The organism is Frankia sp. CeD (assembly GCF_000732115.1).
Classification (GTDB): Bacteria; Actinomycetota; Actinomycetes; order Frankiales; family Frankiaceae; genus Frankia; species Frankia casuarinae.
Genome location: NZ_JPGU01000037.1, coordinates 1 through 19,339, shown reverse-complemented (window position 1 = coordinate 19,339; position 19,339 = coordinate 1). Strand labels below are relative to the sequence as shown.

The 19,339-nt window shown below is 69.3% G+C and carries 18 protein-coding genes and 2 pseudogenes; 10 read left to right on the top strand and 10 right to left on the bottom strand.

Annotated elements, in window-relative coordinates; translation table 11 throughout:
- The first annotated feature begins 3 nt into the window (after positions 1 to 3).
- A complete protein-coding gene (gene pheA, locus CED_RS16710; RefSeq protein ID WP_011436895.1) occupies positions 4 to 1,053 on the top strand; it encodes a prephenate dehydratase in 1,050 nt (349 codons plus the stop codon).
- A 263-nt stretch (positions 1,054 to 1,316) separates the two neighbouring features.
- The gene (locus CED_RS16705) at positions 1,317 to 2,735 is read left to right on the top strand and encodes a WS/DGAT domain-containing protein (RefSeq protein ID WP_369807850.1); all 1,419 of its coding nucleotides are present in this window, start codon (positions 1,317 to 1,319) and stop codon (positions 2,733 to 2,735) included.
- Between the two features lie 77 nt (positions 2,736 to 2,812).
- On the opposite strand, the gene CED_RS16700 is transcribed toward CED_RS16705, so the two are convergent.
- Positions 2,813 to 3,937, bottom strand: coding sequence for a CapA family protein (locus CED_RS16700; protein WP_011436893.1), 1,125 nt, complete (start codon positions 3,935 to 3,937; stop codon positions 2,813 to 2,815).
- Between the two features lie 374 nt (positions 3,938 to 4,311).
- Here CED_RS16700 and CED_RS16695 point away from each other — a divergent pair.
- Positions 4,312 to 4,818: pseudogene (locus CED_RS16695) on the top strand (hypothetical protein).
- 262 nt (positions 4,819 to 5,080) lie between these two features.
- On the opposite strand, the gene CED_RS16690 reads toward CED_RS16695, so the two are convergent.
- Both CED_RS16690 and CED_RS26320 read right to left on the bottom strand, forming a co-directional pair.
- Entirely contained in the window at positions 5,081 to 5,473 is a 393-nt protein-coding gene (locus tag CED_RS16690) for an SCO5389 family protein (RefSeq protein ID WP_011436891.1), read from the bottom strand.
- Positions 5,464 to 5,856: a PT domain-containing protein gene (locus CED_RS26320; protein WP_152569776.1), complete on the bottom strand. Its 393-nt coding sequence runs from the start codon at positions 5,854 to 5,856 to the stop codon at positions 5,464 to 5,466. The genes CED_RS16690 and CED_RS26320 overlap by 10 nt, the downstream gene beginning before the upstream one ends.
- 112 nt (positions 5,857 to 5,968) lie before the next feature.
- Here CED_RS26320 and CED_RS16685 point away from each other — a divergent pair, with 112 nt between their 5' ends.
- The 4 genes from CED_RS16685 to CED_RS16670 all read left to right on the top strand — a co-directional run bounded on the left by CED_RS16685 (position 5,969) and on the right by CED_RS16670 (position 9,699).
- The gene (locus CED_RS16685) at positions 5,969 to 6,943 is read left to right on the top strand and encodes a metal ABC transporter solute-binding protein, Zn/Mn family (RefSeq protein ID WP_035912125.1); all 975 of its coding nucleotides are present in this window, start codon (positions 5,969 to 5,971) and stop codon (positions 6,941 to 6,943) included.
- Positions 6,944 to 6,959: 16 nt separating this feature from the next.
- Positions 6,960 to 7,868, top strand: coding sequence for a metal ABC transporter ATP-binding protein (locus CED_RS16680; RefSeq protein ID WP_035912123.1), 909 nt, complete (start codon positions 6,960 to 6,962; stop codon positions 7,866 to 7,868).
- Positions 7,865 to 8,791: a metal ABC transporter permease gene (locus CED_RS16675; protein ID WP_051868875.1), complete on the top strand. Its 927-nt coding sequence runs from the start codon at positions 7,865 to 7,867 to the stop codon at positions 8,789 to 8,791. The genes CED_RS16680 and CED_RS16675 overlap by 4 nt, the downstream gene beginning before the upstream one ends.
- Positions 8,788 to 9,699 (top strand): metal ABC transporter permease, encoded by a 912-nt coding sequence (locus CED_RS16670; protein ID WP_035912118.1) that lies wholly within the window; start codon positions 8,788 to 8,790, stop codon positions 9,697 to 9,699. Before CED_RS16675 ends, CED_RS16670 begins: the two co-directional genes overlap by 4 nt.
- Before the next feature lie 54 nt (positions 9,700 to 9,753).
- Here the strand turns inward: CED_RS16670 and CED_RS16665 are convergent, their stop codons facing one another.
- From CED_RS16665 to CED_RS16645, 5 genes are all read right to left on the bottom strand, one after another.
- A complete protein-coding gene (locus tag CED_RS16665) occupies positions 9,754 to 10,899 on the bottom strand; it encodes a TetR/AcrR family transcriptional regulator (protein WP_255353886.1) in 1,146 nt (381 codons plus the stop codon).
- A gap of 103 nt (positions 10,900 to 11,002) precedes the next feature.
- Complete coding sequence (locus CED_RS16660; RefSeq protein WP_035912159.1) at positions 11,003 to 12,187, bottom strand: lipid-transfer protein; 1,185 nt, start codon at positions 12,185 to 12,187, stop codon at positions 11,003 to 11,005.
- Positions 12,188 to 12,345: 158 nt separating this feature from the next.
- Complete coding sequence (locus tag CED_RS16655) at positions 12,346 to 12,564, bottom strand: hypothetical protein (RefSeq protein WP_035912113.1); 219 nt, start codon at positions 12,562 to 12,564, stop codon at positions 12,346 to 12,348.
- Positions 12,561 to 13,157, bottom strand: a complete 597-nt coding sequence (locus CED_RS16650) for a sigma-70 family RNA polymerase sigma factor (protein WP_011436883.1) — start codon at positions 13,155 to 13,157, stop codon at positions 12,561 to 12,563. Before CED_RS16650 ends, CED_RS16655 begins: the two co-directional genes overlap by 4 nt.
- Complete coding sequence (locus CED_RS16645) at positions 13,154 to 14,701, bottom strand: sodium:solute symporter (protein ID WP_011436882.1); 1,548 nt, start codon at positions 14,699 to 14,701, stop codon at positions 13,154 to 13,156. Before CED_RS16645 ends, CED_RS16650 begins: the two co-directional genes overlap by 4 nt.
- A 365-nt stretch (positions 14,702 to 15,066) precedes the next feature.
- On the opposite strand from CED_RS16645, the gene CED_RS16640 reads away from it, so the two are divergent.
- From CED_RS16640 to CED_RS16630, 3 genes are read left to right on the top strand one after another with little or no spacing between them, the layout of a single operon-like run.
- A complete protein-coding gene (locus CED_RS16640) occupies positions 15,067 to 15,327 on the top strand; it encodes a DUF3311 domain-containing protein (RefSeq protein WP_200875422.1) in 261 nt (86 codons plus the stop codon).
- On the top strand, positions 15,324 to 15,671 hold the full coding sequence (locus tag CED_RS16635) for a hypothetical protein (protein ID WP_011436880.1): 348 nt from the start codon (positions 15,324 to 15,326) through the stop codon (positions 15,669 to 15,671). The genes CED_RS16640 and CED_RS16635 overlap by 4 nt, the downstream gene beginning before the upstream one ends.
- On the top strand, positions 15,668 to 17,938 hold the full coding sequence (locus CED_RS16630; RefSeq protein ID WP_035912111.1) for a carbon starvation CstA family protein: 2,271 nt from the start codon (positions 15,668 to 15,670) through the stop codon (positions 17,936 to 17,938). The genes CED_RS16635 and CED_RS16630 overlap by 4 nt, the downstream gene beginning before the upstream one ends.
- Positions 17,939 to 18,705: 767 nt before the next feature.
- On the opposite strand, the pseudogene CED_RS25450 reads toward CED_RS16630, so the two are convergent.
- Positions 18,706 to 18,929 (bottom strand): annotated as a pseudogene (locus CED_RS25450) (IS66 family transposase); the annotation flags it as partial.
- Between the two features lie 63 nt (positions 18,930 to 18,992).
- Positions 18,993 to 19,339 (bottom strand): transposase (locus CED_RS16625; protein WP_152569775.1); only part of this gene is annotated, 347 nt, incomplete at its 5' end.

Genomic DNA, 19,339 nt, shown 5'->3' with positions numbered 1-19,339 from the left:
GTCTTGCCTGCTTACCCCCCCCGCTACACCTACCTCGGCCCCGAGGGGACCTTCACCGAGGCCGCGCTGCGGACGCTGCCGGATGCGCGGACGCATGAGCTGTTCCCCTCCCTCTCCGTGGCGGAGGCGTTGGACGCGGTGCGCAACGGGGACGCGTCCGGCGCGCTGGTACCGATCGAGAACTCCGTCGAGGGGGCAGTTACCGCCACGCTGGACGAGCTCGCGACCGGCAGGCCGCTGATGATCTGCCGCGAGGTGCTGCTACCGATCAGCTTCGCGCTGCTCGTGCGGCCGGGAACCACGCTGGAGGACGTCAAGACCGTCACCGGCCACCCGGTCGCCCGGGCCCAGGTACGCCGCTGGCTCGCGGCTCACCTGCCGTACGCGGAGTGGGAATCGGCCGCGTCCAACGCCGAGGGGGCCCGGCTGGTGCGGGAGGGGCGCTTCGACTGCGCCTTCGCCGGGGAGTTCACCGCACGGCGCTACCGACTGGAGGCCCTCGTGACCGACATCCACGACGTCCCCGACGCCACCACCCGTTTCGTCCTGCTCGGCCGTCCAGGCCGCGCCACCGCGCCGACCAACACGGACAAGACGTCCATCGTGGTGTGGCCGGCCGCGGACGAGCCGGGCGCGCTGCTGGAACTCCTGCAGGAATGGGCCGTTCGCGGGGCCAACCTGATGCGGATCGAGTCCCGGCCGACCGGCGAGGGCCTGGGCCGGTACTGCTTCTCGATCGACGCGGAAGGGCACATCAGCGACCGCCGGGTGCGCGAGGCCCTGATGGGGCTGCACCGGATCTGCCGGAAGATCCGTTTCCTGGGGTCTTACCCCCGCGCCGACGAGGCCGCCCCGTCCGTACCCCCAAGCATGACGGATCACGAGTTCGTCAGGGCCGCCGACTGGCTCGCTCGCTGCCTGGACGGCCGTGGTGAGGACTGGGAGGCGTGCGGATCTGGGCGGCGTGCGTGCCTGGGCGGCGTGCGAACTGGGCGGCGTGCGGACGCGATCCGGCGGCCATTGTTCGGTGCGCCTGATGAAGCGGTGCCATAGCCCTTTCGTGGTGATGTCNTAAACGTGTCATTATCTTGCGCTGGCGACGCCATATCTGATTGTTGCTGGTGATGGTGCTCTACGGTGTTCTTTTCCCCATTCGGGTCTGTTCCGTGGAGACGTGCGACACAGACCCCCGGTGGCCTGCTCGGAATCAGGAGTAATAGGTACATGGGCCCATGTGTCTTTGGCGTGTTGACGCGTCAATCTGGTGAAGTTGTTCAGCCCGATTTCCAGGCCCGCGCTCCGCGCCCCAGGACGGGGTGGGGGAGCGTCTGATGGCCCTGCTCGACGTGGTCACGAAGGCCGGTCCCGAGCGGACATACGCTCGTCCACTGACCTCGGGTGACCGGGCCTACCTCGCCTTCAGCCGGCTCAATCCCGGGGAGTTCCAGGACGTCGGTGCGCTGCTGTTCGTCGACGGCCCTCCGCTGGAGCTGGCGGACCTGCGTGCGCACGTCGCCGAGCGGCTGCGCGACCCCCGGGCACGGATGCTTACCGACCGTCTCGAGACTGTCGCGGTCCGGTTCTCCGGTCGCCGCTCGACGGCGAACGAGACCCTCTGGGTCCGCGGTCCGGGCCTGAACGTCGACGACCACGTTGTCGCCATGGACCTACCGTCCGCCGACGGTGTTGGCGGTGTTGGCGGTGTGGGCGGGGGCGACGGTGGTGCCGGCGATGCGCGGCTGCGTGCCGCCGTCGACCGCATTGCCGCCCAGCCGATCGACCTCAGCCGGTCGCCGTGGATGCTCTACCTGCTGCGCGCCCCGGGGTCGTCCGGCACGGTGCTGGTGTATCGGACCAGCCACATCCAGCAGGACGGCTTCGCGCTCTACCAGGCGCTGCACCTGCTCTTCGGGGGGGAGGACGAACTCGACCTCGGTCTGCCTCCCGCTGTCCGCCGGCCGCGGCCCTCGGACTATGCGGGTTTCGTCGGCCGGGGGCTGCGTTGCCTGGCGCCCACCCGCGCCCTCGACGCCTGGGGCGGGCCNCCNGCCGGGNCGGCGCGNCATTCCTGGGTCACCACCGATCTGGGCACGCTGCGAGCGGTGGCCCGCCACCACGATGTCACGGTCAACGACGTCTATCTCGCCGCGCTCGCCGGGGCGCTGCGGACGTGGTCCCTTCCCGAATGGCGCCGGGACCGTCAGCCCATCCACGCGCTGATGCCCATCAGTTTCCGGACCGCCGCCGAACGGAACGTGCTGTCGAACTATTCCTCGGGCGTGCGTGTCCCGCTTCCCTGCGGGGAGCCGGACCCCGGCCGGCGACTGGCGTGGATCGCCGCGGAGACCCGTCGCATGAAGAAGGGCGGGCTGGGGGTGGTGGAACGTCACCACTTCTCCACCCTGGCGACGATCGCCTCGCCCCGCATGCTCGCGGGCGCCGCCGCTTACCCGGCCCAGATCCGGAAGATGGCCCTGGTGGCGAGCAACGTCCGGACGATGCGCGGGCCGCTGGCTGTCGCGGGACGCGCGGTGACCGGGCTGGTCGGCACGGGCCAACTACTCGTCGGACGTCAGCATCTGGCCGTCGCCATGCTTGGCATCGACGAGCGGGTCGGTGTCACGTTCGTGGCCAGTGCCAGCGTGCCGAACCACGCCCGGTTGGGGCAGCTGTGGCTGGCGGAACTCGACGTGCTCAGCCGGCTGGTGCCCTCACGCCGGCGTGAGCGTGCCTGACGGACCGGTCCTGACCTTCCGGCCTTCGTCGCTGGCCGAGGCTGTCGAAGCGCTGGAGCGCACCATCGAGGGTTCGCTCATGGCTGGCGCAGCGACAGCACGCCGGGCGCGTTGAGATCGAACCGCGTCCCGAAGCCACGGCTGATCCTGGTGAGAACCCCCCGTAGCCACCCGGCGTCTTCGGGTGCGGCGCGCCACAACCGCATCCGCCGTGTCTGCAGGGGCACCATCCGCAGGCCGGTCAGCGTCGCGCCGGGCGGATCGACGGAGACCCCGGCGGAGACGAAGTACGCCAGCCGCAGATCGTCCCGGTACATTTCGTAGCCGGTAATGCCCTCGTAGTCGTTGATGAAGTCGCCACAGCCGTACAGGACAAGCCGGTCCCGGTACACCTCGACGGGACGCGGATGGTGCGACGAATGCCCGTGCACGACGTCGACACCGCCATCGATGAGCCGGCGGGCGAAGCGGATCTGGTCGTCGTCTACGTCATAGCCCCAGTTGGATCCCCAGTGGACGGAGGCGACGACGAGGTCACCGGGGCGCTTCGCCCGCCGGACGCGGGCGGTCACCTCCTCGGCGGTGGCGTCCGACAGTTCGGGGATGACGTCGATGCCGGCCCGGCCCGGGGCCGCGGCCCACGTCCGTGGAATGCCGCTGGAGGACAGGCCGAACGAGGAGACCAGGACCCGCCGGCCCCCGCCGAGCGGGACCATGGCCGGTTTGCACGCCTCGTCCGCGTCGCGTCCGGCTCCCACCGCTCTCAGCCCGGCCGTGAACAACGCGTCGAGGGTCTCGACGAGCCCGCGGTGGCCGAAATCCAGCAGGTGGTTGTTCGCCAGCACGCACACATCGGGCCGGCCGGCGGCCAGACAGGGAAGGTTGTCCGGACTCATCCGATAATGAACCTCCTTTCCGGCGGCGAAGTCATCGCACCGGGTGATGCTGTTTTCCAGGTTCACCACCCGAACATCGGCCCGGACCTCATCCAGCACGGGCAGCGCGTCACCCCAGGGCCAGGAGAATTCGACCGGACGAGGAATCGGGCCGTTCACCGCCTCCGCCAGCTCGACATAGGCGCGGGCATCCTGGACATATCCCTCGGAAAGCCTCGGATCGCCCGGATGCGGCAGAATCTGGTCGACACCGCGACCTAGCATCACGTCGCCGCAGAGGAACAGCGTCACCACGCCATCGTGCACGGTTCCAGCCTAGGCCACCGGCCCCCGGCCACCGGCCCGGATTCCGCCGGTTCGCCAAATTGACACCCCCCAGGGCAGGGCGGAACCTGTAGGCCGCGAGCGGAACCCCCCGAGGGGGTGGCCTCATGCACGGAGTAAGGAGCAACGCCTTCGCCGAGACTCATAACGGCGATCCGTGTCTCCCTCCGTGGCAGGGCCCTGACTCATACCGATTGCCGNGCGCCAGCTACCCGGAAGCGGTCCGCGCGAGCGGCGCACACGCCCCGCGTGCGGTGCCCGGCCCGGCCCGGGCGCCACCACGGGACGCTTGGCCACACGTATCAGGTTGGACGCCTTTCGGTGCCCCTCAAGCAGCGAAGAAAAAGGAACCAGCAATGAGAAGGATCGCCGCAGCCATAAGCGCCGTCCTGCTCCTCACCCTCAGCTTGGTCTTCACCGAGGCGGGGGTTTCTCGGGCGGCTCCACCGGTCACACCCGTGCTCATGCACATCCGCTTCGCCCACGCGGCCAGCGCCCGGGTGGACATCGTCACCTTCGTCTTCCGGCCGTCAGCGCCGAAAGATGTCAGAGCCGAGTACGTGCCGAGATCGGGGCTGATCCAGGACGGATCCGGTAATCGAGTCTTTGTGCTGGGCCGATCCTTCGTGAAGGNCNCCTNCCANAATNCCGCCGCGCACAACATCGAAGGTCGACCCGCCGCTCCAAGGAACCTCTTCCCTCTCGGCCGGACAACGAATGTCGTCCACGTGAAGCAGGGCGGCGACTTCGAGGGTGTGGTGACCTACTACCTCGGGCTGTGTGGACGCAGGCCAGCACCGCCGGCGCATCCGACCGTGAGCAGCGTGGGCCGCGACGTCATCCTGAGCATCCCAACGCGGTAGCGGTAACACGCCACAGCGCCCTGCCCCGTTGCGCGATCGACGCTTTGGTGTTCGTGGCGTTGATGAACGCGAGGTAGGAGGTCCGTCTGCCTCGACGCNTCCCCGATCGACGCCACATTGTGGGCGTTACCCGATTCTGATCGATGGGCCAGGCGGGCCGGTGGATGAACGTCCAGGACAGATCCGGTACAAAAAATCCGGTACAAAATGGACAACACCGGCCCACCAGGCCATCGGGATCAAAATATCCCGGGAGCCCAGGCTAGCAGTTGACGAACTCCGGTTGCTGGTTGAGGACCTGGCTCTCCGGGGAGACGAAGCGGCGGTACTGCTCGCCGCTCGTGGCCTGGGGGCGGAAAGCGGCCAGCCGATGGCAGTTCTGGAAGGCCAGCGCCACGCCGAAGTGCCGTTCCAGAGCCGCGCGTATCGAGGTGCTGGCCATCGCCCGCAACAGCTGGCCCTGCTCGGCGTCGTCCGCGGGCGGGGTCTGGTTGTCGGCGAAGTCGCGGGTTGCGGTGGGCAGCTCGCCGGCGAGCCGCTCGACCAGGCCGTAGGCGTAGGGCAGGGAAGTGCGGATGCAGGCGAGGAAGTCGGCCTCGTCGACGTGACCTTGTTCGGCCTGCTCCAACAGGTCGGGCGACACCGTCAGGGACATGGATACCTCCTGGGCTGGTGGCAGCGACAACGATCACCACTGTCTTGGATGTAACAACCGTTGTCAATACCAACAGTAATACTCCGTATGCAGATCGATTGCGCCGCGACGGGGCGCCCCGACACCCCGCCGGATCTGCCATGCGATGCGACGCGTCCGCCTCCATGCACCCGGCGCACGCCCCGGTGGACGGTACAGGACGTCCGACCCGACAAAGCACCTGGTCGATCATGTGGACGGTTGGACGGTTGGACGGTTGGACGGTTGGACGGTTGGACGGACGGGTGGACGGGTGGACGGACGGTTGGACGGGTGGACGGACGGTTGGACGGGTGGACGGGTGGGTGGACGGGTAGGCGGCGGGGAGGCTCGCCCCGCGTCATCGCCGACCGCTCGAACTCGAACTTGTAACGGTTTCCATTAGCGACTACCTTTGCGGCAATGAATCCCGGTCCTGCTAGCAGGTCCGGTCGGGTAACAAGCAGGGAGATCGTGGTGGATGGTGCACGGCTGGTCACGGTGCGGCGCTGGCGGGTGCGGCCCGGGCGGGTGCCGCGCGGCCTGGGGGTAGTGGCCGCCGGCGTGGCGATGGTCGTGGCCGCGTGTGGGACGTCCTCGTCGGGGAACACCGGGACCGGCGCCACCGGCGGCAAGAAGATCACCGTGGTGGCGGCCGAGAACTTCTGGGGCAGCATCGCCGCCCAGCTGGGGGGCGACCGGGTGGCGGTCACCAGCATCATCGACAATCCCGACGCCGACCCGCATGACTATGAGCCGACCCCCGCCGACGGCCGGGCGATCGCCGGTGCGCGGCTGTTCATCGACAACGGCGTCGGCTACGACCCGTGGGCGGGCAAGCTGGCGGCGGCCAACCCGGCGACCGGGCGGGTGACGCTGACCGTCGGCGACCTGGTCGGCGCGAAGGACGGCGACAACCCGCATCGCTGGTACAACCCGGATGACGTCGCGAAAGTGATCGACCAGGTCACCGCCGACTACAAGAAGATCGNCCCCGTCGACTCGGGCTACTTCGATCAGCAGCGGGCATCCTTCACCGCCACGACCCTCAAGCCGTACACCGATCTCATCGCGACAATCAAGAAGAAGTATGCCGGGACGCCGGTCGGGGCCTCGGAGAGCATCTTCGCGATGCTGTCCCCAGCGCTCGGGCTGAACCTGCTGACCCCGCCGGCCTTCCTGCGTGCGATCTCGGAGGGCAGCGATCCGACTGTCGCGGACAAGAGCACCAGCGACAGCCAGATCAAGACCGGGAAGATCAAAATCTACGTCTACAACAGCCAGAACGCCACCCCGGACGTGCGGCGGCAGATCGAGGAGGCGAAGGCGGCCCACATCCCGGTGACCACCATCACCGAGACGCTCGTCCCGGCCGGAGCGTCGTTCCAGGACTGGCAGGTCGCCCAGTTGGAAGCCCTGCGCGGGTCGCTGGCGCAGGCAACCGGAAAGTAAGCGGAAGGTGACGAGAATGGCGGCGGTGGCGCACCCTCGAACCGACGGCGCGAGCGCCGAGGTTGACGCGGCGGTGGCGCCGGTCAGCGCCGGCAGGCCGGCCGCGCCGGCGGTGATGTTCGAGGGTGCGGCGGTTCGTCTCGGTGGGCGGATGGTGTGGAGCGGGGTGAACGTCGAGGCCGGCGCGGGGGAGTTCGTCGCGATCCTCGGTCCCAACGGCGTCGGTAAGTCCACCCTGCTCAAGGCGGCCCTTGGCCTGCTGCCGCTGGCCGCGGGGCGGGTGGTGGTGCTGGGCCGGCATCCCGGGCGGGCCCGCACCGAGGTCGGTTATCTGCCGCAGCGACGGAGCTTCGACCCGTCGGTACGGATCCGGGGGCTTGACATCGTCCGCCTCGGTCTCGACGGCCACCGGTGGGGTCTGCCGCTGCCCGGCGGAGATCGCGCCCGGACCGCGCGGCGGCGCGTCGCCGAACTCGTCGAGCAGGTCGGCGCCACCGGCTACGCCCACCAGCCGATCGGCCGGCTGTCCGGTGGGGAGCAGCAGCGGCTTCTGATCGCCCAGGCGCTCGCCCGCCGGCCCCGGCTGCTGCTTCTCGACGAACCGTTGGACAGCCTGGACCCGCCCAACGCCGCCTCGGTCGCGACCCTCATCCGCACCATCTGCCAGACGGCGGGGGTGACCGTGCTGATGGTCGCCCACGACGTCAACCCAATCCTGTCCAGCCTCGACCGGGTCATCTACCTCGCCGGCGGCGGCGCGGTCTCGGGCCCTCCCGCCGAGGTCATCACCAGTGCGACGTTAAGCCGGCTCTACCAGGCCCCCATCGAGGTGCTGACCNCCTCCGACGGGCGCCTCGTCGTCGTCGGCCAGCCCGAGCCGCCCGCCGTACACGCCGACCGTCACGACGGGACCGGCCACCTGTGATCACTGCAGCGGTGGTCGCGACCGACGCGGGCCTGTCGTGGGACCTGGTCCGCGACGTTCGGCAGATGTTCGCCTACCCGTTCATGGTGAACGCGTTCCGGGCCGGAACCATCGTCGCGCTGACCGCCGGGGCAACCGGATGGTTCATGGTCCTACGCCGCCAGGCCTTCGCCGGCCACACCCTCGCCGTGGCCGGTTTCCCGGGCGCGGCCGGGGCGATCTGGCTCGGCTTGGGCGCGACCTACGGCTACTTCGCCTTCTGCCTCACCGCGGCGCTGATCATCGCGGCCATCCCCGGGGCGGGCGGGGCAGCCGCCGGGCGGGCCGCGGAGTCGGCCACCATCGGTACCGTCCAGGCGTTCGCGCTGGCCTGCGGATTCCTGTTCGTCAGCCTGTACAAGGGATTCCTCGGCGGGGTCAACACGCTGCTGTTCGGCAGCTTCCTGGGAATCACCGACGACATGGTCCTCACGCTGACCGCCGTCGCCGTGGCGGTCCTGGCAGTGCTGGCGCTCATCGGGCGGCCGCTGNTGTTCGCCTCGCTCGATCCAGCCGTGGCTGCCGCCGCCGGAGTGCCGGTGCGGGGTCTGTCGGTGGCTTTCCTGATCATGCTCGGGAGCACCGCCGCGGAGGTCAGCCAGATCACCGGAACCCTCCTCGTCTTCACCCTGCTGGTCATCCCGGCCGCGACCGCACAGGTCCTCACCACCCGACCGGCCCTCAGCCTCACGCTCACCGTGCTGCTAGGCCTGCTGGTCACCTGGGCCGGGCTGACCGTGGCCTACTACTCGCCCTATCCGATCGGCTTTTTCATCACCAGCTTCTCCTTCGGCCTGTACCTCCTCGCCCGTCTCGCCGTCGGCGCGCACGACCTGCTCGGCCGGGCCGCCCGCGTCCCCCGGATGACCGGAGCAGCAGCATGACCGCGGCCACGGCGGACACGGGACTGACCGCGANGTTCGAGCACCCGTTCATGCAGAATGCGTTCATCGCCGGAACGGGGATTGCCATGGCGGCCGGACTCGTCGGCTACTTCCTCGTCCTGCGGGCCCAGGTCTTCACCGCCGACGCGTTGTCCCATGTGGCGTTCACCGGCGCACTCGCCGCCCTGGCCACCGGGATCGACGCCCGAGTCGGCCTGTTCGCCGCCACCGTCGCCGTCGGATGCGCCCTCGGCGCCCTCGGCGCCCTCGGCCCCCGCGGCCACGCCGATGACGTCGTCATCGGCAGCGTGTTCGCCTGGGTCCTCGGCCTCGGGGTGCTCTTCCTCACCCTTTACACCACCCACCGCAACACCGGCAACGGCACCGCCGGTGTCACCGTCCTGTTCGGCTCGATCTTCGGCCTGGACGCCTCCCACGCCTGGGAGGCTGCCATACTCGCCGTAATCCTCTGTCTCGCCACCATCGCGATCGGGCGTCCCCTGCTGTTCGCCAGCCTGGACGGCGCGGTCGCGGCCGCCCGAGGTGTCCCCGTCCGCCTCCTCGGCGTCGGTTTCCTCGGCCTCGTCGGGGCGACCGCAGCCGATNCCNCCCAGGCCGTCGGTNCCCTGCTGCNCCTCGGTATGCNNGNCNCNCCCGCCGGCACCGCCCACCGGCTCACCGCCCACCCTTACCACGGAATGATGATCTCCACCGCGGTGGCGGTCGCGGTGACCTGGGTCGGGCTGACCACCAGCTACCTCGCCCCGCGGATCCCCCCGAGCTTCGCCATCCTTGCCACCGCCACCGCCACCTACACCGTCACGCTGATCGTCACCCGACTGGTCGCGGACTCGGGCTTGGCGCGGCCGGTGCGGCATCTGTCCGCGGATGCGCCTCGTTCGGCCTGATCGAACCCACCGGCGCCACCAGCGCGGTCGCGCGCAATCCCGGGAGGCGCCAGGTCAGAGCCCGAGCAGCCGGCCGCAGATCGACTCGACCGCGCCCGGCACGCCCGGGTTGTGCCGCAGGTGCGGGGTGCGGGCCGTGTCGTTGACGACGGCGACCGCGGCGTGCACCCGGATCCGGGCGGCGGTGGGGTCGAGCTCGGGGTGCACGAGCCGGAGCAGGTGAACCCATTCGGTGAGGTAGTCGTGCTGGGCCCGACGGGCGGCGTGGCGTTCGTCCTCCGGCAGATGCTCGACTTCGGTGATCAGCAGCCCGATCAGGTCGTGGTGGGCCTGGGTGAACCGGATGTAGGAGCCGACCAGTCGGCGCAGGGCGTCGGCGGCGCCGTTCGAAGTCCGATAGATCGCGCTGACGTCCATCAACAGGGCGGCCGTGCTGCGCTGGAACGCGGTGCGCAGCATGTCCAGCTTGCTCGGGAAGTGGTGGTAGACGCTGGGGCCGGTGATGCCGACGGCGTTGCCGACGTCCTCGATGCCGACGCCGGCGTAGCCGTGGGTGGCGAACATCCGCACCGCCTGGGTGAGCAGCGCCTCGCGGCGGGAGGCCAGCCGCAACGGCGGTCCGGCCGGTGGTGGCGGTCCGGCCGGTGGTGGCGGCGATGCGGCGCAGGTGCCGGGCAGCGGGGTGTCCAGCACGAGGTCGGTGAGCTCGGCGAGCAGGTCGTCGTAGGCGGGCCGGGGCAGGTCCAGGTGGTGGAAGGACGGGCTCATCAGCACGGCCAGCATCGCCCAGGTGAGCAGGTCCGCGGTGGGGGCGTCGAGCTCGGGGCGGGCGGCGCGCACCCGGCCGGTGAGGCGGCGTCCGATCTCGCGGACCTCGGCGCGCAGCAGGGCATGGTCGTCAGGGGTCAGATGGCGGGCTTCGCGCTGCCAGAGCACGCCGATATGGCGTTCGTCGAGGCAGCGAGCGGCGAGCCGGGCCGACGCCGTGGCGTGGTCGGCGCGGTCGGCGAGATCGAGATCATCGAGCAGGTGCCGCAGCGGGGCCAGGCCTGCGGCGATGACCTCGCGGAGCAGGTCCTGTTTACCGGAGAAGTGCCGGTACAGCGCGGACGGGCCGACCGCCACGGCTTCGGCGAGATCGGTCATGCCGATCTGGTCGTAGCCGCGGCGGGCGAACAGGTCCGAGGCGGCGCCAAGGATCAGCGCCCGCCGGTTACGCGGGCGGGTGCCGCGCGGCGGCGCAAGCGTGCGGTCCGGCAGAACAACCCCCTCGGTACAACCCCCTCGGTCTCCTCGGTGTGGATCAGCCTACCTTCTCGTAGAGGGTGACCACGGCGGCGCCGCCGAGGCCGATGTTATGCTGCAGCGCCACGGTCACGTCCTCGACTTGGCGCTTGTCGGCCTCGCCGCGCAGCTGCCACACCAGCTCCGCGCACTGCGCCAACCCGGTCGCGCCCAGCGGGTGCCCCTTGGACAGCAGCCCACCCGACGGATTGGTCACCACCCGGCCGCCGTAGGTGTTGTCGCCGTCGACGATGAACTTCTCCGCCGTGCCCTCCGGAGTCAGCCCCAGCGCCTCGTAGGTCATCAGCTCATTGGTGGTGAAGCAGTCGTGCAGCTCCACCACGCGCACATCGAGCGGGTCCACCCCGGCCACCTCGTACACCTGCCGCGCGGCGGCCGCGGTCATGTCGTAACCGACCAGGCGCATCAGGTCCCCGTCGAACGAGGACGGGGTATCCGTGGTCATCGCCTGCGCGGTGATCGCCACATCGGCGCGCAGGCCGTGGGCGCGCGCGAAGTCCTCGGAAACGACCACCGCGGCGGCCGCGCCACAGGTGGGCGGGCAGCACTGCAGCCGGGTCAGCCAACCGAGGATCCGCGGCGAGGCAAGAACCTCCTCCACGGTCACCGGATCAGTGAACACCGCATACGGGTTGTTGGCCGCGTGCCGGCGCGACTTCACCNAGATCCGCGCGAATACCGCCGGGTCCATCCCGTACTTCTCACAGTAGGCCGCACCCGCACCGGCGAAGTACCGCGGTGCGAACGGCACCCCCTCGACCTCGCCCTGCACCTTGGTGACCACCTCGTCGAACCGCTCGAAGGCGTTGGGCCGGTCGTCCCACTGCATCGTCAGCGCGCCGCGCCGCATCTGCTCGAACCCGAACGCCAGCACGCAGTCCGCCGCCCCGGAAGCCACCGCCTGCCGCGCCAGGAACAGCGCCGACGACCCACTAGAGCAGTTGTTGTTCACGTTCACCACCGGCGCCCCGGTCATCCCCACCCGGTACAGCGCCTTCTGCCCGCTCGTCGAGTCGCCGTACACATAGCCGGCGTACGTCTGCTGGACCGCCGCCAGGTCGATCCCGGCATCGGCCAACGCCGCCCTGACCGCCCCCTCGGCCAGCACGTCGTAGCTGTCGCTCCTGCTCGGCGTCGCGAACGGCACCATGCCGACGCCCGCCACCATCACCCGACCGCTCATCACCACTCCCTAGGCTAGGTGCTGTTCACTTAATACCGTGAGCACCACAGTAGCGCACGTCAGGGGGAGAGGTGTGGCGTAAGCATGCTTGCGAGGATTCACAAGGCGGAGCGATGCGGATGCGTCACGGCCTGCGGTCGAGCGAAGTTCCACGCCGGTCAGTGGTTGAGCGCCCACAGGCCGACCAGGTTCGCGAAGGTGAAGACCACCGCGATGACGACGGCGAGGATGAGCCGCCTGCGGCGCTCGCGGCGGCGCCNGGTGGCCCGCGCCCGCCGGTAGGCGTCGGGCGACACGGGCACGCCGCCGGCGAGAGCGTCCAGGGCGTCGTGCAGCCGTCGTTCGGTGTCGCTGAGCGGCCCGGTGTGATATATCATGTCTGGGACTCCATCGCGCGGGACAGCGCCGTCATTCCTCGCGCCACATGGGATTTCACTGCGCCGCAGGAAATCCCCATGACTGCGGCTATCTCGGATTCCTTCAGATCGAGCCAGTACCGCAGTACCAGGGCCTCCCGCTGGCGCGGCGACAGCCGCTGTAACGCGACGACTACAGCTCGCTGTTCGTGCCGCAGCAGCGCTTGCGTCTCCGCCGATTCTACCTGGTCTGATGGCCATCCCATGTTTTTTCGGACAACCTGGAGATGGCGCAGTCGCATTCGGGTGAGATTGCAGACTATGCTACGTAGATACGGCAGGGTGGCGGTCGAGTCCCGCAGTTTTCGCCAGCGCCGGTAGAGCTCGTAGAACGCCTGCGCGGCGATATCCTCCGGGTCGTCCGCGCCGAGGAGGGCGGCCAGTCGTACCAATGAGACGTAGTGGGTGTTGAAGAGCCGCGCGATGGCGGTCTCCCGATCAAGATCGTGAAGATTCACCTGGATCTTGTCGGCCGGCAGCAGAGTGGCGGCGTCGCCGGCAGTGACGGCTGCTGGATCTTTGGGAATGCCCTGCACCGCCCGCACCGCCCTCACCGCCATCCCGGCGCGTCCGGCCGGGGGAGTCGGTCCACCTGGGATGTCCGGCTGCTCCGGGCCACGCCGACGCGGTGAAGGACCGGGGTGAGCGCGGTGGCGACCGCCAGGTTCAGCCCGAGCGCGAGGAGCGCCGTGTACAGCGGCACGGACGCCCCGAACAGGTGCAGGTTCACCACCGCGGAGAATTCGCCGGAGGTTACCAGGCAGGTTCCCGCCGCCATTCCTACCGCCCATCCGGCAAGCAGCGCACCGCGATGCAGCCAGGTGGAGAACAGGCCGATCCCGACCGCCGGGAAGGTCTGGAGTATCCAGACCCCGCCCAGCAGCTGCAGATCGATGGCATCCTGGTCGCGCAGACCGAGCACGAAGGCGAATGCCCCGATCTTTGTCACCAGCGAGACACCGCGAGCCACCCGGACCTGATGCTTAGGGGTGGCCGTGGGGTGAAAATACTCGACGTATACGTTGCGGACGAAGAGCATGGCGACCGCCACCGACATCACCGCCGCGGGGACGAGCGCCGCGACAACGAGCGCGCCGAATACGACGCCGGTGACAACCGGTGGGGCCAGCTGCTGGACGAGCAGAGGGACAGCTGCTTCGGCCTGCCCGCGGGGTGTGCGTACCCCCGTGGCCAAGGCGGCAACGCCGAGCAGCCCGAAGAGTCCGAGCAGGCCCGTCCATGCGGGCAGGGTGACCGCCGAGCGGCGCAGGACGTCGGGGTCCTTCGCCGCAAATGCGGCGGTGAGCACGTGCGGGTACACCAGCAGGGCCATCGCCGAGCCGAGCACGAGGCTCGCGAACGAGGCGAACGTCGACGGCTCCAGCGTGAGCGACGGATCCGGCAAGCCGTCCGTGGCCATGTTCCGCCGTGCTGCGGCAAAGATCTCGCCGGGTCCGCCGAGCCTGGCTAGGACGAGTCCGACCACGGCGAAGACCGCCAAAAAGATCAGAATTCCTTTGGCGACCGAGACGAGTGCCGGAGCGCGGATGCCGCTGCGGTAGGTCGCGACGGCGAGCACCCCGAACACCGAGGCCAGCACCAGGTCGCCGGGCAGCCCAGGCGGGGTGAGGCCGCCGGCAACGAGCACCGCGCGGACGCCGACCAACTGCAGCGCGATGTACGGCGTGGTGGCCACGATTCCGGTCAGCGCCACGGCGAGCGCGAGCAGCGGCGACCGGTGGCGTTCCCGCACGTAGTCGCCCACCGTGACGTAATCATGGCGCCGAGCCGTCTCCGCCAGACGTGGGAGGAGCACGAAGGCCAGCGGATAGACGATGATCGTGTAGGGCAGCGCGAAGAAGCCGAGAGCGCCCACGCCGTAGACGAGGCCGGGCACCGCGGCGAAGGTATATGCGGTGTAGATCGCACCGCCGAGCAGGAACCAGGTCAGAACGCCACCGAACGGGCGCCCTGCGAGCGCCCACCCTTCCGGCGAGGGGAGCTCGTCCCGCCGATGGAACGCGCGCGCCCTTACCGATAGTAACGAAGTGCCTGCTATCGCGACGGTGAATCCCGCCACGGTCGTCCCGTCGGCCATCCGACACCTTCCGTTGCACGCGGCTTCCCGTACGGCGCGGCGAGGTCGCCGGTGGAAGCCCGCCCGGTCGTCCCCCGGTCCTTATTCCAGTTGCGCACCGAGCCGGCGCGGTTGACACGACATCATCCCGCAACAAGTCGTAAACCTGTAGCTCACCAAGTCGTAAACCGCGGAGGCGCGGCGAGCAACTCTCCCGGTGACACCATCGCGGCCTGCGTGACCACCCGGCCTGGGTACCTGGGCCGGCCAGTGGTCCACCAGGAAGATCAAAATGCAGGGAGATCAGGATGTGGCACGATGAGCAGGGCCGGGACACTCCGCTGGGTGTCCCGGCAAACTCCGCGGCAGGAATCCCGGCAGGGCCCGTGCCTGCAACAGNCCGGCCGGCCGCCGGTCGTCCGGCCCGCGCGGCGGCACGTCGGCGGCAAACCGCCGCGGTCGCGTGTCTCGGGACACCGTTCGCAGCCCTGCTGGCGGTCCCGCTTTATGCGCATGATGAGCCACGGCTGGCCGGGGTGCCGTTCTTTTACTGGTATCAGCTTGCCTGGGTGCCCTTAAGCGCGCTGCTGACCGCCGCCGCTTGGCGGCTGGACAGCCGGGGGACGGCGCCGGAAGGCCTGCGGTGATCCAGGTCACCGACCGGGCCCGGGCCGCGCTCCGCGAGGGCGAGGTAGTTATTTTTGACTGGGCCCCGCTGGGGCTGTGCTGCGCCTGCACCGGTCAACTGTGGCTGCGCCCCGCGCCGCGGGCGCTTGTGCCGCGGCACCGGGGCTTCCGCCCGGTGGACGCGGATCCCGGTGGCAGCGCCGTAGCCCATCCACTCGCCTATCCGTTCCTCCTGGGCCGCGATGTCACAATCGACTGCCGCTCGCGGCTCGGCTTCCGGCGCTTCAGCACCGACCTGCCGCCCGATGTCGGGCTCGCTGACCTGCTCGGCCTGGCCGCTCTCGCCAAGGGACGCATCGTATGACTACCCATCTCGATACTGCCGGAACCGGTCTTCCGCCTGGCGGCGGTCGTGCGCCTGGCCATGGCCGGAGGACCGGCCGGCTCCGATCGATAGCCATCTGGACCACGGTGTCGGCGGTCGGCGCGATCAGCTGGGCTGTGCTCGCGATGTCCCGCCACGAGTCGATCTCTGCGGCGTGGATCCTGCTCGCCGGCCTGGGATCCTTCGCCATCGCCTACCGCTTCTACGCCCGGTTCATCGCAAACCGGGTGCTGCGGGTGGATGACAGCCGGGCGACGCCGGCCGAACGCCTCGACAACGGCGTCGACTACGAGCCGACCGACCGGCGGGTCCTGTTTGGCCACCACTTCGCTGCCATCGCCGGGGCCGGTCCGCTCGTCGGCCCGGTGCTCGCCGTACAGATGGGGTATCTGCCCGGGACGATCTGGATCATCGCCGGTGTTATTTTCGCCGGTGCCGTGCAGGACATGGTGACGTTGTTCTTCTCCATGCGGCGGGACGGCAAGAGCCTGGGCCAGATGGCGCGCGACGAGATCGGCCCGGTGGGCGGGACGGCGGCACTAGTCGCCGTCTTCGCCATAATGATCATTTTGCTGGCGGTGCTGGCGCTTGTCGTGGTGAACGCGCTCGCCGCCTCTGCATGGGGCACCTTCTCGATCGCGATGACCATCCCGATCGCCCTGTTCATGGGCATTTACCTGCGGGTGCTGCGACCCGGCCGGGTCGCTGAGGCCACCGCCGTCGGTGTCGCCGGACTGTTCGCGGCCCTTGTCGGCGGCCGCTGGATCCAGGACTCCGCCCTCGCCTCCGCCTTTACACTCAGCCCGAAGGCATTGGTCGCCTGCCTTGTCGGCTACGGCTTTGTCGCCTCGGTGCTGCCGGTGTGGCTCCTGCTCGCGCCCCGCGACTACCTCTCGACTTTTATGAAGGTCGGCACCATCGGGCTGCTCGCCATCGGCGTTCTCGTCGAATTTCCGGTACTTCAGGCGGACGCAGTCAGTACTTTCGCGACCAGGGGAAACGGGCCGGTGTTCGCCGGCAGCCTGTTCCCGTTCGTCTTCATCACCATCGCCTGCGGTGCCCTGTCCGGATTCCACTCCCTCATCGCGTCCGGCACCACGCCGAAGATGATTCAAAAGGAGTCCCAGGTCCGGTTCATCGGTTATGGGGCGATGCTGACCGAGTCCCTTGTCGCACTGATGGCGCTGATCGCGGCGGCGGTGCTCAGCCCGGGCCTCTACTACGCCATGAATGCGCCCGGTGGGGTCGTCGGCAAGACCGCGGCGTCGGCTGCGTCCGCGGTCACCGACCTCGGTTTCACCATCGCCCCGGACGCCCTCGACTCCGCGGCCCGGGCCGTCGGTGAATCGACGCTGGTAGCCCGCACCGGAGGTGCACCGACGCTCGCTGTCGGCATGTCCAACATCCTTTCAGGCGCATTCGGGGGCGGCCGCCTCGCCGCCTTCTGGTACCACTTCGCGATCATGTTCGAGGCGCTGTTCATCCTGACCACTGTCGACGCCGGAACCCGGGTCGGCCGATTCATGTTGCAGGACATGCTCGGGAACGTATGGAAGCCAATCGGCCGGGTGAGCTGGTGGCCCGGGGTCTGGCTGAGCAGCGTGCTGGTGGTCGGCACCTGGGGCTACTTCCTCTGGACCGGGGCAACCGACCCGCTCGGCGGCATCAACCAGCTGTTCCCGCTGTTCGGGATGGCCAACCAGATGCTTGCCGCCATCGCATTGGCGGTCGTCACCACCCTGTTCGTCAAGAGTGGGCGAGCGCGGTGGGCCTGGGTGCCCGGCGTCCCGCTCGGCTGGGATGTCGCCGTCACCTTCACCGCGGCCTGGCAGAAGGTTTTCTCGGACGATCCCAAGCTCGGCTTCCTCGCCCAACGGCACCGCTATGCCGACGCGCTCGACGACGGCAGGGTTCTGGCGCCCGCGAGGAGTATCAGCGACATGCACAAAGTCGTCCAGAACTCGACCGTGGACGGGATCATAGCGATAGTGTTCGCTCTGCTAGTGCTCGTCGTGCTCGCCGATGCGGTACGGGTGTGCATACGGGCTGTCCGCACCCGGGCGCCGATAACCACCACCGAAGCGGACTATGTAGCCTCCCGNTTTGTCGCGTCCGGGGGATTGTTGGCGATCGCTGAAGAGCGCCAACTGCTCGCGGATGCGGTCCAGGCGGCCGGGGCCCCTCAGCCCGAGCCCGTCACACCGCCGCTGCGCCGCTGCGCCGCTGACAACATTCCGCGAAAATAGCGAGAGTTGAATCTGTTTGCGCCGGGACGAGCTGGCGACGGCCATCAGGCCGGAACCCGCTCGTCCCGGCGCGACCAATTGACGGGCCGGCGGCCGACGGGGCAATGGCCGTACGTTAAATGGCTCTTCGCGGTAGGCTGGAATGCGTGGTCACACGGCCACGGGCTTCGGTCAGGCTGTGTTCACGAGGTGTACTGATGGTCAATGTGTGGGGTTAGTGTTCCTGGTGATGGCTGTGGGTGTGTGATAGATCCTTTGCATGAGGCGTGCGACGGGTTGACGCCCGCGGAGCAGGTGGAACGGGAGCGGGTCCGGATGGCTGCGGCTGACCGGTTCGCGGCGGGAACGACCCGAACGGAGATGGCGCGGGAATTCAAGGTGACCCCGAAAACGGCGGGCTGCGGGTATCGCGCCTGGGAATCGAGAGGCGTAGCCGGCACGGCTGGTCGGTCAGATGCCGGCCCGTCGTGCGCTGGAACGCGACGACACCGCGGCGCGGGAGTGGGTCAAGTGGGAGTGGCCGGCGCTACAACCACGGCGGCGGCCCGGGATGCCCGGGTCTGTTTCCTCGACGAGACAGGGCAGGGCCTGAGGCCGCCACGGGGCGGACGTGGGCGCGGCGTGGGGTGACCCCCGGTGGTGCGGGTACCCGGTCGGGGTGGGCCCGGGCGGGTGAGTGTGGTCGGGATGGTCTGCTACCGGTCCGGCTACACCCCCCGACCTGAACCAGCCCGAGAGGGTATCTGGTCCCATCTGAAACGCGCAACCGCGCCGATCGGCTCCTTCGACGACAGCACCGAGGGTTTGTGCTGTCCATCGACAACCGCCGCCGCAGGTTGGCAACATCGAGCTCCCCGACCCGCTCACGTGCCCGGTCTCGCTCGGCCCGTGCCGCGCCCAACTCCGTCTCGTGACGCTCGGCCGCGTCCGCCACGGCCCGCCGCAGCCGTTCGTTCGTCGCGGCCAGCTTGTCGTTCACCGCCCGGGCCGCGACCTACTCGCCGGCCAGCTCCTCGGCTGCCGCGAGACGCGGCCCCATGACATCAGGGCTCCGTCAAAGTCTGTTTTGGCTGGTCAGGGCGATGATCTGGAGGACGAGCCCAGGGTCTCTGATGGTGGCTCGGCGGGCCTGTCTGATGTTCTTGTAGCCTGCCAGGCGTAGTGCGCTGATCGTGGTATCGCGGGCGATGGCCCAGTTCAGGGCGGCGTTCTTGGTGCGGATGGTGTGGCGGTCCTCGTCCATGGTCCGGTCGCGGACATGGTGAATGGCCTCGACCGTCCAGTGGCCACGAGCCCACCGGGCCAGCTGCGCGGGGCTGGCCTGGTCGGTGGACAGGCTCGTGACCAGGTAGAACTCCTCGGTCGAGGTCGCAGCCGGGCTGGTCGTGGTCTTCTTACGGC